Here is a 15,324-nt window from a genome sequence, read left to right as displayed (position 1 = left end):
TCAGCTATTTTTCGTGTAATGCGGCCCGCAACCCGGCGGTTCGGGCAAAAACCGGTCCGTGGCCGTTGCGTTTCCGGCAGGACCATCTTTCAGCTTGATTAGCGGCATTCTGCCCGCTAACGAAGACAGACAAACAAAAGACGAGGATGCCCCAAATGAGTGACACCGCAGAGCGCGTCAAAAAGATCGTCATCGAGCACCTTGGTGTCGATGCCGACAAAGTGACGGAGCAGGCGAGCTTCATCGATGATCTGGGCGCCGACAGCCTCGACACGGTCGAACTCGTCATGGCGTTCGAAGAAGAATTCGGCGTCGAGATTCCCGACGATGCGGCCGAGACCATCCTGACCGTCGGCGACGCGGTGAAGTATATCGACAAGGCATCCGCCTGACGCTTTCCGCAGTCATCACCGGGGAGGACCTGCGATGAGGCGTGTCGTCGTCACGGGCCTTGGGTTGTTGTCGCCATTCGGCATGGGCTTCGAGCACAGCTGGAAGGAACTTCTGACCGGCCGCAGCGCAGCCAAACGCATCACCGAGTTTGAGGTGGAGGATCTTGCCTGCAAGATCGCCCACGTCATTCCGCGTGGCGATGGCAGCAATGCCACCTTCAATCCCGAAGCCGTGCTCGAGCCGAAGGAATTGCGCAAGATCGGCGACTTCATCCTGTACGGGATTGCCGCCGCCGACGAGGCGCTGAAGGATTCCGGCTGGGAGCCAAAAACCCATGCCGAGCAGTGCGCCACCGGCGTGCTGATCGGCTCCGGCATAGGCGGCATCGAAGGCATCGCCGAGAACGCGATGATCCTCAAGGAACGCGGCCCGCGCCGCATCAGCCCGTTCTTCATCCCGGGCCAGATCATCAATCTCGTTTCCGGGCAGGTCTCGATCAGGCACGGGCTGAAAGGCCCAAACCACGCCGTCGTCACGGCCTGTTCGACCGGTGCGCACGCCATTGGCGACGCTGCCCGGCTGATCATGTGGGGCGATGCCGACGTGATGGTCGCCGGTGGCGCCGAAGCGCCGGTGACGCGGCTGTCGATCGCTGGCTTCGCCGCGTGCCGGGCACTGTCGACCGATCGCAACGATGCGCCGCAAACGGCGTCGCGCCCCTATGACCGCGACCGCGACGGCTTCGTCATGGGCGAGGGCGCCGGCGTCGTCGTGCTTGAAGAGCTCGAACATGCCAAGGCGCGCGGCGCCAAGATTTACGCCGAGGTGACCGGCTACGGCCTCACCGGTGATGCCCATCACATCACCGCGCCTGCCGAAGACGGCGACGGCGCCTTCCGCTGCATGACGGCGGCGTTGAACCGGGCCAAGCTGACGCCTGCCGATGTCGACTACATCAACGCGCACGGCACCTCGACCATGGCCGATACGATTGAACTCGGCGCCGTCGAGCGGCTTGTCGGCAATGCCGCGTCGAAGATTTCGATGTCGTCGACCAAGTCGTCGATCGGCCATCTGCTGGGGGCGGCGGGTGCTGCGGAAGCGATCTTTTCAATCCTCGCCATTCGCGACAATGTCGCGCCGGCGACCATCAACCTCGACAACCCGGAGCGCGAGACCGCGATCGACCTGGTGCCCAACAAGCCGCGCGCCCGCCAGATCGACGTTGCGCTGTCCAATTCCTTCGGCTTTGGCGGCACCAACGCTTCGCTCGTCTTCCAGCGCTATAATGGCTGACCGTTCAGCTGCCCGGCGATGCTTCGGCATGCCGTCAATTTTGCCATATTCGCCCCTACTCTGCCGCAGGGGATTCGTTGAGCGATCAAACGGTAGGGCAAAATGAACACAAATCCGGCGGGCAACGGAGAATTCGGACAGCGTCCGGCATCTGGTCCGATCGTGCCGAAGACGGCGAGCGAGGCCTTGCGGCCGGAGGCCGGCACACCGCCGCCGAAGCGCTCGCGCGCTTCGCGCAGCCAGGTCGTCGTGTTCATGAACTTCGTCATCTCCGCGGTGATGCTGATGGTTCTGGCGGCCGGCGCCGCGGTCTATTTCGGCAAGCAGGAATTCACTGAAGCTGGCCCCTCGGCCAATGGCGACACTTTCCTGGTCAAGCCGAATACCGGCGTCCAGGATATTGCCGACCAGCTCGAACGCCGCGGACTGATCAGCGACGCCCGGATCTTCCGCCTTGGCGTGCGCGCCTACGGCAATGATTCGGCGTTGAAGGCCGGCGAGTACGAGATCAAGCCCAAGGCTTCCATGCGCGAGATCATGGAGCTTTTGAAGAGCGGCAAGTCGGTGATGTATTCACTGACAGTTCCAGAAGGGTTGACGGTCGAGCAGGCGCTGCAGCGCATCGCCGATGAGCCGGCCTTGAGCGGTGATATGCCGGCGACCACTCCTCCCGAGGGCAGCCTCGCCACCGACACGCTGCGCTTCACGCGCGGCGCGACACGCCAGCAGATGATCGACAAGCTGCTGGGAGATCAGAAGAAGCTGGTCGACGATGTCTGGCAGCGGCGCGCGCCGGACCTGCCGCTGGCCAATGTCGAAGAGTTCGTCACGCTGGCCTCGATCGTCGAGAAGGAAACGGGCAAGGGTGACGAGCGTTCACGAGTTGCCGCCGTCTTCCTGAACCGGCTCGCCAAGGGCATGCGCCTGCAATCCGACCCAACCATCATCTACGGTCTGTTCGGCGGCAAGGGCAAGCCGGCGGACCGGCCGATCTACCAGTCGGACATCCAGAAGCAGACGCCCTACAACACCTATGTGATCAACGGCCTGCCACCGACGCCGATCGCCAATCCGGGTCGGGCGGCGCTGGAGGCGGTGGCCAATCCGTCGAAGACCGACGATCTTTACTTCGTCGCCGATGGTACCGGCGGGCATGTCTTTGCCGCGACGCTGGAAGAGCACAATGAGAATGTCGCCCGCTATCGCGCGTTGCAGAAAAAGCAGGCCGACGACGCCGCCAAAGGCGACAACACCACCGGCGCCGGCGACAGCAATGCCGACAAGCCGGCTGACAGCAATGCTGACAAGCCGGCTGACGGAGGCGACGACAGCGGCGGCGGCGATGCGGGCGCTGCCCAGTAGGACGAAGAAGGGCGTTGCCACAAGGCGGCGCCCCTGACATTTGGAGCAGCGCCGCGCGTCCGATTTCGGCGTGCCTGCGGCGCAGTCATTTTTAAGCCGCACGTGCTCCCCTCCGGAAAACCGGTTTCGGAGCGATGTGCCAGGGACTTGTGGGCGATATGAATTTGCAGAGCATGACCGGTTTTGCACGTGCCGTCGCCGAGCATGAAGGCACCGCGATCGCCTGGGAGGTCAAGTCCGTCAACGGCAAGAGCGTCGAGGTGCGGCTGCGATTGCCGCAAGGCTTCGAACGGCTGGAACCGGCTGTCAGGCAGACGCTTCAGAAGCGCTTTGCGCGGGGTAATTTCCAGGCGACGCTGACCATTGGCCGTGCCGCCGGCGCGCAGGCGCAGCCCGTCGTCAACGAAGACTTTCTGAAGGACCTTGCGGGACTCGCCAAGCGGTTGCAGGAGCAGTTCGGTGTCGCCCCCGCGACATCAGACGGATTGCTTTCGCTGCGCGGCGTGCTCGATATTCCCGAGACTGTCGAAACCGAAGAGGTGCGCGCCGCGCTCGACATCGCGATCACGGCTGCGCTCGAGGTGGCCCTCAAAGGGCTGGAACAGGCGCGACAGGGTGAAGGTGCCGCACTGGCTCTGCTGCTGGCGGGCCACATCGACGCAATCGAGGCGCTGACGTTGCGGGCAGAGGCGGATCCGTCGCGCGAGACGGCGGCGATCCGCGAACGCCTCGCCGAGCAGGTCAGGCTGCTGATGGACGCGTCCGCCAATCTGGACGCCAGCCGGTTGCACATGGAGGCGGCTTTCCTGGCCACCAAAGCCGATATTCGCGAAGAGATCGACCGCCTGAAAACGCATGTCGCATCTGGTCGGGCACTGCTCGAGGGTGGCGGCGCGGTCGGCCGCAAGCTCGATTTTCTGGCACAGGAATTTAACCGCGAATCGAATACGCTGTGCTCGAAGTCGAACGCCGCTACGGTCACCGCGATCGGGCTGGAACTGAAGGCCGTGGTCGACCAGTTTCGTGAACAGATCCAGAATCTGGAGTAGCCGATGGTTGCCAAGGATTTAGGGTCCCGCATTCGCCGCCGGGGCCTGATGCTCGTCCTGTCGTCGCCATCCGGCGCCGGCAAGTCGACGATCGCGCGCAACCTTCTGGAAAGCGATTCCAGCCTCGAACTGTCGGTCTCGGTCACCACCAGACCGCGCCGCGGCAGCGAGATCGAAGGTGTTCACTACCATTTCCGGACAATGCGCGATTTCGAGCGGCTGCGCGATTCCGACGCCCTGCTGGAATGGGCCGAAGTGCACGGCAATTGCTACGCGACACCGCGCGAGCCGGCCGAACTGGCGCTGGCTGAAGGGCGCGACATGCTGTTCGACATCGACTGGCAAGGCGCACAGCAGCTCAAGGAGAAGATGCGCGCCGACATCGTCTCGATCTTCATCCTGCCGCCGTCGATGAAGGAATTGAAGGCGCGCCTGAAGCGTCGCGCCGAAGACCAGGAGGCGGTGATCGAGACGCGGCTGAAGAACGCCCGCAACGAGATCGAGCACTGGAAGGAATATGATTTCGTCATCGTCAATGACGACCTCGATCGCGCCTTCGCCGAAGTGCGCGGCATCGTCGTCGCCGAGCGGCTAAGGCGCGATCGCCGGCCCGGCCTATTCGATTTCGTCTCGGGACTGTTGGACGAGAAGACGGGCTGATGCTTCTTCCTTCTCCCTGTGAACGGGGAGAAGAAAGCTACACCGTGTTGGTCAGACGTACGAATTCCTCGACGCTGAGTGTTTCGGCGCGGCGTGTCGGATCGATGCCGGCGCGTTCGAGCAAGGCTTCACCGCCGAGGCTTTTCACGCTCTGCCGCAGCATCTTGCGGCGTTGGCCGAAGGCGGCTTCGGTGACGCGGCCGAGTTTTTTCACATCGGCGGGCAGGGGCGTCGCGCGCGGCTCCAGATGCACCACAGAAGAGGTGACCTTGGGCGGCGGCGTGAATGCCTGGGGCGGCACGTCGAAGGCGATCCTGGCCTGCGTGCGCCAGCCGGCCAGCACGCCAAGCCTGCCATAGGCATCGCTGCCGGGTGTGGCGACGATGCGCTGGGCCACCTCGCGCTGGAACATCAGGGTCATAGATGCATAGAAGGGCGGCCATTCGCCGACCGTCAACCAGCGCAGCAGCAGCTCCGTGCCGATATTGTACGGCAGGTTGGCGATGATCTTGACTGGGCCGCCGGCTCCCCTATCGGCAAGGGCTGCGAAGTCCGTCTTCAGCGCATCGCCGGATACAATCTCCAGCCGGCCGGGATAATGATCCGATATTTCGGCGAGCGCCGCCAGGCAGCGTTCGTCGCGCTCGATGGCAATGACGTGACGCGCCCCGTTGGCGAGCAATGCGCGGGTCAGCCCGCCGGGGCCGGGACCGACCTCGATCACGGTTGCATTGGACAAGTCGCCGGCGGTGCGGGCGATCTTGCCGGTGAGGTTGAGGTCGAACAGGAAATTCTGGCCGAGCGCCTTCTTTGCCTGCAGCCCATGACGCTCGATCACCTCGCGCAGCGGCGGCAGCCCATCGATGCTCATGCGCGCAGGCTCAGGCAGGAAGCGCTCATACTGCGGCGGCCCTCGTGCCGCTGTCGGCCAATCGCCTGGCGAGCTTCAGCGCCGCCATCAGGCTGTCAGGCCGCGCCACGCCCTTGCCGGCGATATCGAAGGCGGTACCGTGGTCGGGCGAGGTGCGAATAAAGGGCAGGCCGAGCGTGACATTGACCGCCTCGTCGAAGGCCAGTGCCTTGGCCGGAATCAGCGCCTGGTCGTGATACATGCACAGGGCCGCGTCGTAGCCGGCCCGGGCCCGGGCGTGGAACAATGTGTCGGCGGGCAGGGGGCCGAAAGCGTCGATGCCTTCGGCTCGCAGGATGTCGACCGCCGGGCGCACGATGCGCTCGTCCTCGATGCCCATGGCACCGCCTTCACCCGCATGCGGATTGAGCCCGGCAACGGCCAGCCGCGGCCTGGCGATGCCGAAGCGGCCGATGAGGTCGGCAGCGGTGATGCGCGCGGTCGCGACGATCAATTCGGTGGTCAGCGCCTTGGGCACCTCCGCCAGCGCGATGTGGATGGTGACGGGGACGGTGCGCAGCTCGGGGCCGACGAGCATCATCACCGGCATCGCCTCGACGCCGGTGTGTCGGGCCGACAGATGCGCCAGATATTCGGTGTGGCCGGGAAAGCCAAAGCCGGCATCGTAGAGCGGCTTCTTGGCGATCGGGCACGTGACGACGGCGGCGGCGTCGCCGGCAAGGCAATTGGCGACGGCGCGGTCGATGGCTTCGATGGTGGCGGCCGCATTGGCTGGGTCCGGCCGGCCGGGGCTGTCGATGCAGCCAGCAGCCAGCGGCACGATCGGCAGGGCGCGGCCAAACTCTTGCGCCGCTTGCGCGGGTGTCGTTTCAACGATCGGCAACGAAATGCCGAGGAGGCAGGCCCGGGAGGCGATCAGCGCCGGATCGGCGAGCAGATAGAAGGGAGGCAAGGCAGCGGCCTCGCGCGCCATGAACGCGGCAATCGCGATCTCCGGCCCGATGCCGGACGGATCGCCGGCGCTCAAGGCGAGCGCAATCACTGTGCTGCCCACGTCAGCGCTTGACGATGCGGGCTTTCGCCTTCAACTCGTCGACATATTTCTTGCTGAGCTCATCGGCGTTCTTGTCACCACCCGAGCCTTCGCTCTGGAACACCATCTGGGCAACCTTGTCGTCGGACACTTCGCGCGACGAGCAGATGCCGATGAATTCGACGCCGCGTTCGGTCTCGCGCGTGACGGTTGCGCCACCGACCTTGGTAGCCTTGATCTGTTCGGCCCAGTCCGACGGCAGTTGCGGCGCCAGCACTCGGCCCAGGTCACGAACGGTGACGTCGATCAGGCCCTTGGCGAACTCGTGCGTCGTGCCGCAGCCGTTGAAGCGGGCGCGCATGGCGTCGGCCTCACGCTTGCGTTTGGCCAGCGTCGCGCTGCGCTCCGCTGCCGGCACCACGAAGATGACCTGCTGAAGCATGTACTCGGTAGCGCTCGGCTTGGAGCCGCCTTTTTCGAGCATCTTCCTGACAAGGTCTTGCTCGCTGACGGCGCCGGTGCCATCGCCGGAACGGTAACGCGCGCTCAAGGCCTGGTTCCAGGCCATCTGGGCGCGGATGAATTCCTTGAAGTGGCCCTTGGTGACGCCTGATTTCTCCATGACGCCGTCGAGTTGGCTGAGCTGCATCTTGTTGTTCGAGGCAAAGCGCTGGTAGGCAGCCTCGACCTGCGCATCGCTGATGCGGATACCAAGCCGCTTGGCCTCGGCCAGTCGCAGCGTCTGGTCGATCATTTCCTGGGCGGCATCGCCCTTCTTGCGCTGCAGCTTCAAGAAGGCGGCGCGATGCGCGATGTCACCGGAGGTGACCGGAACGTCGTTGACGACGTATTTGATCTCGCTGGCGAAAGCCGGCGGCGTCATCACGGTGACCGACACGGACGTCACCGCCAAAAGCAGCGCGAACCCTGCTGAAAACAGATATTTCCTCATCGTTGGCATCCCAATTCTATCCCGGTTCCGCCCAATTCATGCGTTCCGGGTGCACGAAATCCGTGCCAGCCCTATGCGGCGAAACGATGTCGCCGACTGTTATTGGATCGAGTCGATGGCGCTGCTCGACGAGCCGAAATCGCCGAGGGTACGGAACGACAGGTTGAAGCCGATGGTCTGCGACACCTCCCTGGTGTTCAGGTCGCGCGACTGCGAGTACGTCATCAGATAGGTGAAGCAGGAGTCGTTGTAGGCGAAGCCGACGCCGTCCCTGACCAGCAGGCTTTCCTGCAAATCGTAGGTTCCGGTCCCGAAGACGCGCCAGTTCTCGGCGAGATGCGTCGATGCACCAAGCGTGACTTCGTGGCGGTCGGTCGTGAAACCGTAAAGCGGCTGTGCCTGGATGAAGGCGTATTTGGCCGTCAGCGATACCGGCAGGCCGGTATAGGCGGCCTTTAGCTCGCCGCGGCGCATTTCAAAAGTCTGTTCGTCGAACCGGCCGCTAACCGAGGCAGCAAAGCCATTGGGGCTGTTGACGCCAAACAGGCCGACATAGTCCGACTTGGTGTTGTCGAGGCCCGAAAAGGCGCCGACATTGACCAGATCCGGCGCGGCGAAGGAATTCTCGCCACCAATCTGATAGGATTGGCCAAAAATGGCATTGGTGCCCCAGCCATTGTTGTAGGAGCCGGAATAGCGCAGGCCGACATTGGCGCGCGAACCGCCTTCGGCACGGTCGTAGCCGGAGAACTTGTCGCGTTCGAACAACGTGGTCGCGTCGAAGACCATGCTTTGCGCGTCTTCATTGGGAACCGCAAGCCCGCCGACATATTGCTCGTTCGGGCGCATGAAGACCTGTGCCATCGGCTCGACCAGATGGCTCGAATTGGCAGCCGAAAACAGCACCGGCCAGCGCATTTCGAGCCCGGCGGTCGCCATGAAACGAGCAAACGAGGAACGCATATCGTCCTGCTGGCCCAAATTCGTTGCCATCTGGTTGACTGCGGCAAGCGAAGCCGATGACGCGTTGACGTAGTCGACATCGCCCTGCAGCGCGAGCAATGGCGTCAGCACCAGCCCATTATCGGTGACGAAGGACCGCTTCCACTCGGCCTCGGTGGTGAGACGTCCGGATTCGCCTTCGATGCCGCGGACACGCTGGACACCCGACGCCGGTGTGTAGGGGGTGAAGTAGGTCTGATCGAGATCGTCGCGGCGGATGACGCGCGCGTTGGCATTGAGTGACAACTGACCGCCGGCCGGCGACATGTCGGGAATATAGGCGTAGTCGAGCGTCGGCAGCACCCAGGGCTGTTGATTGCTGCGTGCGGAGATATTGCTGTTGGGCGTATCTTCCTGCACCTCGAAGTGCATGGCGCGCAGGTCGAAATAGTTGCGGCCGTTGAGACCCGTCAGGTAGACCGACGACTGGTGGACGCTGCTGCCGTACTTGTCGATGCCGTAGGTGTTCGAGAAGTTCTTGTCGGTCTGCAGCAGCACATCCCAGCCGAAATTCCAGCGCGGATTGATGGCGAACTGCCCCTGGGTGCCCATCATGCCGCGGAATTTGTTCGGATCGCCAACTTCACCCGAATTGATGTTGTGGCCAGCAGTGGCTGGGAATGCATCCGTGTCCAGGAAGGCATCAGGATCCCGCTGCTGAATTCCGGCAATCTTCAAACTGTACTGACCATTGTTGAAGCGCTGGCGCCACTCGGCCTCACCGAGGAAGCCTTGCTTGGTGTAGCCGGTGCCGGTGACGGTCAGGTCGTAGGTCGGTGACAAGGCGAAATAATAGGGAACCTTTACGCCGACGCCGAGATCGCTCTTGTAGACGATGCTGGGGATCAGGAAGCCGCTCTTGCGCTTCACTGTCGGGTCGGCAATCTCAAACGCGGGCAGGTAGGCAAGCGGGAAGCCGAAGAACTCGAAATTCGCATTCTCGAAGCGAACCGTCTTCTTCTCGCCGTTCCAGATGATTTTCCTGGCCTTGACGCGCCATGTCGGCGCCTTGTTGGGCTTGTCCTCGCACGGTTCGCAGGCGGTGTAGACGCCATTGTGGAACGTGGTCAGCACACCGCCCATGCGCTCGGCGCTTTCGGCGGCAAAATAGGCCTTATCGATCGTTTCGACGCGCAAAGCGTTGACGAAGCCGTCGGCAAAATCATCGGTGATGTCGATATGTTCCGAATTGATCTTGGTGCCGTCGCTGTTGACGACCTCGACATTGCCGCTGGCGACCATCCGCTTGGTGTTGCGGTTGTATTCGACCCGCTGGGCGACAAGGCGATTGCCGCCGTAGTCAATCTGCACGCCACCGACGGCGGTCACCGTCTGGTTGTCGTTGTTGTAGACCAGCGTGTCGGCCGCCAGCAGCATCTGCGAGCCGGACGGAACCGTGGCCGCCATGTCGCTGACGTCCTGCGCAAGCGCGGTCATCGGCACGGCGCAGGCAAGCAGGCACGCCAAGGCGCTAGCCGCATAGAGGCGCGCCAAACCGGCCTGCCTGTTGCTGGGCAAAAACGCCTCCCTCACTAGCCGTCTTCCTTGTATAGCAGGAAAGTTACCCCGAAGAACATAGCCACCACGACCGGGACCCAGGCGGCTACGACAGTCGGCACAAATCCCGCCACGCCGAATGCCTTCACCAGAACCGAAACGACATAAAGCAGAAAGCCGGCGACGATGCCACCCAGAATCATCGTCGCTGACTGTCCCATCCTAGCAAATCGCATTGAAACCGTTGCCGCAATCAGCGTCATGGCGACGAGAAGGAACGGCAACGCCACCAGCGAATCAAACTGCATGGCAAAGGCATTTGCCTTGAGGCCGAAGGAGCGGGCAACCTCGATCTTTCCGGGCAGATCATAAAAAGGAATGGTTTCGGGGCGCGCCAGCCGCTCCTGCACGAATTCGGGCTTCAGATTGGTCGGCACGCGATCGTTTGTCGCTGCCTGGATCGTGCCGTTCTGGAACGTCCTGACGTCCTGCAATTCCCAATAGCCGTCGCGCAGGAAGGCGCGCGCGGCATCCTTGCGCTCGACAATGTTGCCTTGCGGGTCGAGAATGAAAAAGACGACATCGGCCATCTCGAGGCCTTGGTTGAGGATCGCTCGCGCGCCGATGATGGTGTCCCCGGAGCTGGTTTTCTGCCGGATCCAGGGTGCGGCATCGGCCGAAACCGTGTTCGATTTGCCGGAGCGGAGCTCGGTTTCGATCTGCTCTGACCAGGAAAAGGCGTGCGCGGCGAGTGGATTGATGACGCCGACCGACAGGACGCCGAACAGCAACGCTCCGATGCAGCACGGCAACAGGAATTGCCAGGCCGAAACGCCGGCGGAACGCGCGATGACCAGTTCGTAGCGCCGGTTGAGCGACACCAGTGTCGCCATCGCCGAGAAGAGGCCGACAAACGGGACCGTCTGCAGCATGATCATCGGCATCCGCAGCCCGGAAATGGCCACCGCCGTCCCGTAGGTGAAGCCGGGCAGGCCGGTGGTGCGGCCGGAAAGCTCGGTGAAATCGATCAGGAACACCAGCGCCAGGAGGCCGATGAAGAACCAGACGGTGATCGTCACGTAACGGAAGAAGAAATATCGGCCCAGCGTCCAGCCCATCAGCTGACCCCTTGCCCTGAAGTGCCGCGCCCGGACATGCGCAGTTTCAGCGCGTTCCAGCTGTCACCGATGCGGGTGGCGAAGTTGGTCATCCAGTCCGCCCAGGCTATCGGCAGTTCCAAGGTCCGATTTGAGACGATGAACCAGATCGCCACCGCCGAAGCCACGATGGGCACGCCGTAGACCATGTAGGCATATTGCGGAACCTCATCGGCCTTGCTGGCGGCAAAGAAGCCCAGCCAGCGCACGAACAGCGATACTGAAATCGCCGTGATCAGTGGATTGACGCGTGCCTCGCGGTGCGAGCGCGCGTCCCCGGCGACCGCGAGCGCGATCAGTGCGAAGACGATGGAATAGGTCCATTCCGAAAACCGCTGGTTGAGCTCGGCCCGGTATTCAAGCGGGATTTGCTGGTAGTTCTTGTCGTTGGGGTTTGGATTGAGCAGGTACTGCGTCGTCTGGTCCTTCGGCAGCAGCGTCACCTCCGAGGCGGCCGCCATGAAGGCCGACATGTCGAAGGCGTAGGATGTGAAGCGGATGACCGAAAGGTCGCCGGTCAGTGTTTTGCGATGGATGACGCCATCATTCATCATCAGCACCTTTTCGCCGCCGCGTTCGATGATGCTGCCGGTCTTGGCGTAGTAGACGAGGTTGACCCCTTCTTCGCGCGAATCCGCGACGAAGATGCCGCCCAGACGATTGTCGGGAAGCCGCTCGCCGATCTGCAGGAACAGCCCATCCTCGATCTTGCGGAAGGTGCCTTCCTGGATGATCAGCGACAACAGATCCGCGTGCGACGCCGCCACCAAGGCCCGGTTCTTCTGCCGTGCATAAGGGTCGATGCCATTGTCGACGGCAAAGGAAAAGACGCTGGCCGCGAGTGCCAGAAGCATGATCGGCCGCACGATCGTCCAGCGCGAGGCGCCCGCGGCGTTGACGACGGCGAGCTCGGAATCCGAATTCATGACGCTGAGTGTCTGTGCCACCGCCACCACCACGGCAAAGGGCACGACGATCGGGATGATGGAGGGGAGGATGAGAGCGGCCACCTCGAAGAAGGTCAGCGACGACTGGCCGCTGTCGGTGACCAGGTCGATCTTGGCCAGCACCTGCGTCGTCCAAACGATGGCCAGCGTCCACACCAGCGCAGCCAGGAAGACCACGAGAGCGCGGCGCATGATGTAGCGTTCAATGACCTTCATGAAGGCTTTTCTCGATTTTCTCGAACGGCATCATGCCACCGCACAAGGTAGCTGTCCGGCGGCGCCTGCACAACTGGCTCCATGGATGGTCGATCCGGTTCCGTCCCACATTGCGCGCGCCCCGGCGGTCGGAGTGTCGGCGGCAATGGATAAGAAAGGGAAAACATCGATGGTTAACAACAAGTTGCGGCAAAAAGCGGGGCCGTGCCGCGAAGAATCACCATCGATTCCGTTGGTCATATGGGGTGCGAATTTGGCAAAGTCTTGCCAAATGCGGGAAAACGACCAAATGTCGCGCATCGCTTCGAACCACTTCCCCAAAAGCTACGCATTTTTCGAAAGCAGGACATGATGAGCCAAAGACCGTCGATCGCCTTCGCCAAATTTTCCGCGCCCAAGAATGGCACGGTCTTCGTGCTGTCGGCGGATGAGGGCGGCCTGAGCGATGCCGCCAAGGCTTGCGATCCGGGCAAGACATTGGAGCGGGCCTTTCCGGTCGCCGAATTCACGGGCAAGTACGCCAGCACCGTCGAAGTTCTGGCGCCCGAAGGAGCGTCGCTCGACAGGCTGGTGGCGATCGGCGCCGGCAAGGTGTCGGGGCTCGACGAATATGCGTGGCTGAAGCTTGGCGGCACCATTGTCGGGTCGCTGCGCAAGGCGACCGACGTGGCCGTGGTGCTTGAAATGGTCGGCGCCTCGCCGAGCGGCAAGGAGGCGGCAAGCCTCGCTGCAGGCATTCTTCTGCGCAGCTATGCCTTCGACAAGTACAAGACCAGGAAGGACAAGGACGAGACCGAGCCGAAAAGGCCGGTCAAGGTCACCATCCACACCGCCGCTCCGGCCGCTGCGAAGAAGGCCTTCGCTGACGCCGAGGCAGTGATGGACGGCGTGCTTCTGGCGCGTGACCTAGTCAACGAACCGGCAAACGTGCTTGGGCCCGTCGAGTTCGCCGCCCGCGCCAAGGAACTCGAGGCGCTCGGCGTCAAGGTGGAGATCCTGACCGAGAAGGAGATGAAGAAGCTCGGCATGGGCTCGCTGCTCGGTGTCGCGCAGGGCTCGCCGCGCGGCGCCCGCATGGCGATCATGCAGTGGAACGGCGGCAAGCCAAAGGACAGCCCGGTTGCGTTCGTCGGCAAGGGCGTCACGTTCGACACCGGCGGCAATTCAATGAAGCCGGCCTCCGGCATGGAGGACATGAAGGGCGACATGGGCGGTGCCGCCGCCGTCACCGGCCTGATGCATGCGCTGGCCGCGCGCAAGGCGAAGGCCAATGTCGTCGGCGTCATCGGCCTTGTCGAGAACGCCGTCGACGGCCATGCCCAGCGCCCCGGCGACATCGTCACTTCGATGTCAGGGCAAACCATCGAGGTGCTCAACACTGACGCCGAAGGCCGCCTCGTGCTGGCCGACGCGCTGTGGTACTGCAACGACCGGTTCCAGCCGAAATTCATGGTCAATCTGGCGACGCTGACCGGCGCCATCATGGTGGCGCTCGGCCAGCACTATGCCGGGCTGTTTTCCAACAATGACGAATTGGCGCAAAGGCTGACGGCAGCGGGGCAGGCGACGCAGGAGCGGCTGTGGCGCATGCCGCTCGGCGCCGAATACGACAAGCTGATCGATTCCAAGAATGCCGACATGAAGAACATTGGCGGCCGCTATGGCGGTGCCATCATCGCCGCGCAATTCCTGCAGCGTTTCGTCAAGGAGACCCCCTGGGCGCATCTCGACATCGCCGGCACGGCGATGGGCTCGCCATCGAACGAGATCAACCAGTCCTGGGGTTCCGGTTTCGGCGTCAGGCTGCTCGATCGGCTGGTGCGAGACAATTATGAGCAGTAAGCGGGTTCATCCGGTATAGGCTGAGGCGATGGCCGACGTCCTGTTCTACCACCTGACCGAATCGACGCTGGAGGATGCGCTGCCTGGCCTCCTGGAGCGCAGCATCGACCGTGGCTGGCGCGCCGTGGTCCAGACCGGCACCGAGGAACGCCGCGATGCGCTTGACCAGCATCTTTGGACTTTTCGCGACGATTCGTTCCTCGCCCATGCAACCGATCGTGAGGCCTATCCCGGTGAACAGCCGATCCTGTTGACCACCGGCGACGGCAATCCCAACGAGGCAAAAATCCGCTTCCTGGTCGACGGCGCCATGCCGCCCGAACTCGGCGGCTACGAGCGTGCGGTGTTCCTGTTCGACGGCCACGATGCCGCCCAGGTCGAGGCGGCCCGGGGGCACTGGAAGACGATGAAGGACGCCGGCCACGCCGTCACCTACTGGCAGCAGACGCCGGACCGGCGCTGGGAGCGCAAGGCGTAGGCCAGCGGCTTGTCGCGCGTGACCCTGTCTACGGCTTTGCCTTGATCCGGTTTTGTTTCCAGGTGGCGTAGTCGCCGTATTTTACTTTCATGAACTCGTCCGCCATGTTGCGATCGGAGCTCCTGAAAACGTACCAGTCGCCATCCGGAATCTTGCGCTGGTAAACCACCCTGCCGGCCTGGCGATGCTCGAAACAGGTGAGGGCATCGGAGTCACCTCCTGCTCCGTGCCATTTTGCGCGGAAGCAGAGCTTGCCTCCTCCAGGGAGGAACCAGATGCCGTCGCCGTAGCCCAGTTTGCCTTTGTCCGAGGTCCAGGCGCTGAATTGACGGCGCTGCACGGCAAAAAATCCAGCGCCGTTTTGACCCCAGAGCCACGAACGGTTCTGGTACATCCGGTAGATACCCTCATCGGGCACCGCCTCCGCTTGGCTGGCCAGTTCGGCGACTTGCGCTGCTGTCGCCGCTGCCGCGGGAAGCTGGAAAGCAAAAACACCAATGGAACAGGCAAGCGCCGTTCCGATACAATTCCCCAACACACGTTTCACGACCCTACCCCACTATTTTACG

At 62.9% G+C, this 15,324-nt stretch carries 15 protein-coding genes; 8 read left to right on the top strand and 7 right to left on the bottom strand.

Features of this window, described 5'->3' with window-relative positions:
- The first annotated feature begins 155 nt into the window (after window positions 1-155).
- The 5 genes from AC1DZU_RS19095 to gmk all read left to right on the top strand — a co-directional run bounded on the left by AC1DZU_RS19095 (window position 156) and on the right by gmk (window position 4,760).
- Window positions 156-392 carry an acyl carrier protein gene (locus AC1DZU_RS19095; RefSeq protein ID WP_006203723.1) on the top strand — a complete coding sequence of 79 codons (237 nt, stop codon included), beginning with the start codon at window positions 156-158 and terminating at the stop codon, window positions 390-392.
- 34 nt (window positions 393-426) lie between these two features.
- On the top strand, window positions 427-1,689 hold the full coding sequence (gene fabF, locus AC1DZU_RS19090; protein WP_095086397.1) for a beta-ketoacyl-ACP synthase II: 1,263 nt from the start codon (window positions 427-429) through the stop codon (window positions 1,687-1,689).
- Between the two features lie 102 nt (window positions 1,690-1,791).
- Window positions 1,792-3,051, top strand: coding sequence for an endolytic transglycosylase MltG (gene mltG / locus AC1DZU_RS19085; protein ID WP_477287275.1), 1,260 nt, complete (start codon window positions 1,792-1,794; stop codon window positions 3,049-3,051).
- A 158-nt stretch (window positions 3,052-3,209) separates the two neighbouring features.
- Window positions 3,210-4,100, top strand: coding sequence for a YicC/YloC family endoribonuclease (locus AC1DZU_RS19080; protein WP_477287273.1), 891 nt, complete (start codon window positions 3,210-3,212; stop codon window positions 4,098-4,100).
- 3 nt (window positions 4,101-4,103) lie between these two features.
- Complete coding sequence (gene gmk / locus AC1DZU_RS19075; RefSeq protein WP_095086392.1) at window positions 4,104-4,760, top strand: guanylate kinase; 657 nt, start codon at window positions 4,104-4,106, stop codon at window positions 4,758-4,760.
- Window positions 4,761-4,797: 37 nt separating this feature from the next.
- Here gmk and rsmA read toward each other — a convergent pair whose 3' ends face one another.
- The 6 genes from rsmA to lptF form a co-directional block, all read right to left on the bottom strand.
- Window positions 4,798-5,631 carry a 16S rRNA (adenine(1518)-N(6)/adenine(1519)-N(6))-dimethyltransferase RsmA gene (rsmA, locus tag AC1DZU_RS19070; protein WP_477287271.1) on the bottom strand — a complete coding sequence of 278 codons (834 nt, stop codon included), beginning with the start codon at window positions 5,629-5,631 and terminating at the stop codon, window positions 4,798-4,800.
- Window positions 5,632-5,656: 25 nt separating this feature from the next.
- A complete protein-coding gene (gene pdxA, locus AC1DZU_RS19065; RefSeq protein WP_477287269.1) occupies window positions 5,657-6,685 on the bottom strand; it encodes a 4-hydroxythreonine-4-phosphate dehydrogenase PdxA in 1,029 nt (342 codons plus the stop codon).
- A 1-nt stretch (window position 6,686) separates the two neighbouring features.
- The gene (locus AC1DZU_RS19060; RefSeq protein WP_477287267.1) at window positions 6,687-7,625 is read right to left on the bottom strand and encodes a SurA N-terminal domain-containing protein; all 939 of its coding nucleotides are present in this window, start codon (window positions 7,623-7,625) and stop codon (window positions 6,687-6,689) included.
- A gap of 90 nt (window positions 7,626-7,715) precedes the next feature.
- Window positions 7,716-10,151: an LPS-assembly protein LptD gene (locus AC1DZU_RS19055; RefSeq protein ID WP_477287265.1), complete on the bottom strand. Its 2,436-nt coding sequence runs from the start codon at window positions 10,149-10,151 to the stop codon at window positions 7,716-7,718.
- Window positions 10,151-11,236: an LPS export ABC transporter permease LptG gene (lptG, locus tag AC1DZU_RS19050; RefSeq protein WP_477287417.1), complete on the bottom strand. Its 1,086-nt coding sequence runs from the start codon at window positions 11,234-11,236 to the stop codon at window positions 10,151-10,153. Before lptG ends, AC1DZU_RS19055 begins: the two co-directional genes overlap by 1 nt.
- A complete protein-coding gene (lptF, locus tag AC1DZU_RS19045; protein ID WP_477287263.1) occupies window positions 11,233-12,435 on the bottom strand; it encodes an LPS export ABC transporter permease LptF in 1,203 nt (400 codons plus the stop codon). The genes lptG and lptF overlap by 4 nt, the downstream gene beginning before the upstream one ends.
- Between lptF and AC1DZU_RS19040 the strand changes: the two genes are divergently transcribed.
- Genes AC1DZU_RS19040 through AC1DZU_RS19030 form a run of 3 tightly spaced genes read left to right on the top strand, consistent with a single transcriptional unit; the run spans window position 12,425 to window position 14,755 of the window.
- On the top strand, window positions 12,425-12,787 hold the full coding sequence (locus AC1DZU_RS19040) for a hypothetical protein (RefSeq protein WP_477287261.1): 363 nt from the start codon (window positions 12,425-12,427) through the stop codon (window positions 12,785-12,787). The genes lptF and AC1DZU_RS19040 overlap by 11 nt on opposite strands.
- The gene (locus AC1DZU_RS19035; RefSeq protein ID WP_477287259.1) at window positions 12,787-14,277 is read left to right on the top strand and encodes a leucyl aminopeptidase; all 1,491 of its coding nucleotides are present in this window, start codon (window positions 12,787-12,789) and stop codon (window positions 14,275-14,277) included. Before AC1DZU_RS19040 ends, AC1DZU_RS19035 begins: the two co-directional genes overlap by 1 nt.
- Window positions 14,278-14,305: 28 nt before the next feature.
- Window positions 14,306-14,755, top strand: a complete 450-nt coding sequence (locus AC1DZU_RS19030) for a DNA polymerase III subunit chi (protein ID WP_477287257.1) — start codon at window positions 14,306-14,308, stop codon at window positions 14,753-14,755.
- A gap of 28 nt (window positions 14,756-14,783) precedes the next feature.
- On the opposite strand, the gene AC1DZU_RS19025 is transcribed toward AC1DZU_RS19030, so the two are convergent.
- Window positions 14,784-15,302, bottom strand: a complete 519-nt coding sequence (locus AC1DZU_RS19025) for a DUF995 domain-containing protein (protein ID WP_477287255.1) — start codon at window positions 15,300-15,302, stop codon at window positions 14,784-14,786.
- Window positions 15,303-15,324: the final 22 nt, after the last annotated feature.

This window comes from Mesorhizobium sp. P2_A12 (assembly GCF_056405075.1).
Note: the sequence above shows the minus strand (reverse complement) of the source record. Positions and strands in the feature narration are given on the sequence as shown.

What these genes read in the sequence shown, in the direction of transcription:
- AC1DZU_RS19095 (WP_006203723.1), top strand. Translation starts at nt 156, where the DNA reads ATGAGTGACACCGCAGAGCGCGTCAAAAAGATCGTCATCGAGCACCTT.
- fabF (WP_095086397.1), top strand. Translation starts at nt 427, where the DNA reads ATGAGGCGTGTCGTCGTCACGGGCCTTGGGTTGTTGTCGCCATTCGGC.
- mltG (WP_477287275.1), top strand. Translation starts at nt 1,792, where the DNA reads ATGAACACAAATCCGGCGGGCAACGGAGAATTCGGACAGCGTCCGGCA.
- AC1DZU_RS19080 (WP_477287273.1), top strand. Translation starts at nt 3,210, where the DNA reads ATGAATTTGCAGAGCATGACCGGTTTTGCACGTGCCGTCGCCGAGCAT.
- gmk (WP_095086392.1), top strand. Translation starts at nt 4,104, where the DNA reads ATGGTTGCCAAGGATTTAGGGTCCCGCATTCGCCGCCGGGGCCTGATG.
- rsmA (WP_477287271.1), bottom strand. Translation starts at nt 5,631, where the DNA reads ATGAGCATCGATGGGCTGCCGCCGCTGCGCGAGGTGATCGAGCGTCAT.
- AC1DZU_RS19060 (WP_477287267.1), bottom strand. Translation starts at nt 7,625, where the DNA reads ATGCCAACGATGAGGAAATATCTGTTTTCAGCAGGGTTCGCGCTGCTT.
- AC1DZU_RS19040 (WP_477287261.1), top strand. Translation starts at nt 12,425, where the DNA reads ATGACCTTCATGAAGGCTTTTCTCGATTTTCTCGAACGGCATCATGCC.
- lptF (WP_477287263.1), bottom strand. Translation starts at nt 12,435, where the DNA reads ATGAAGGTCATTGAACGCTACATCATGCGCCGCGCTCTCGTGGTCTTC.
- AC1DZU_RS19035 (WP_477287259.1), top strand. Translation starts at nt 12,787, where the DNA reads ATGAGCCAAAGACCGTCGATCGCCTTCGCCAAATTTTCCGCGCCCAAG.
- AC1DZU_RS19030 (WP_477287257.1), top strand. Translation starts at nt 14,306, where the DNA reads ATGGCCGACGTCCTGTTCTACCACCTGACCGAATCGACGCTGGAGGAT.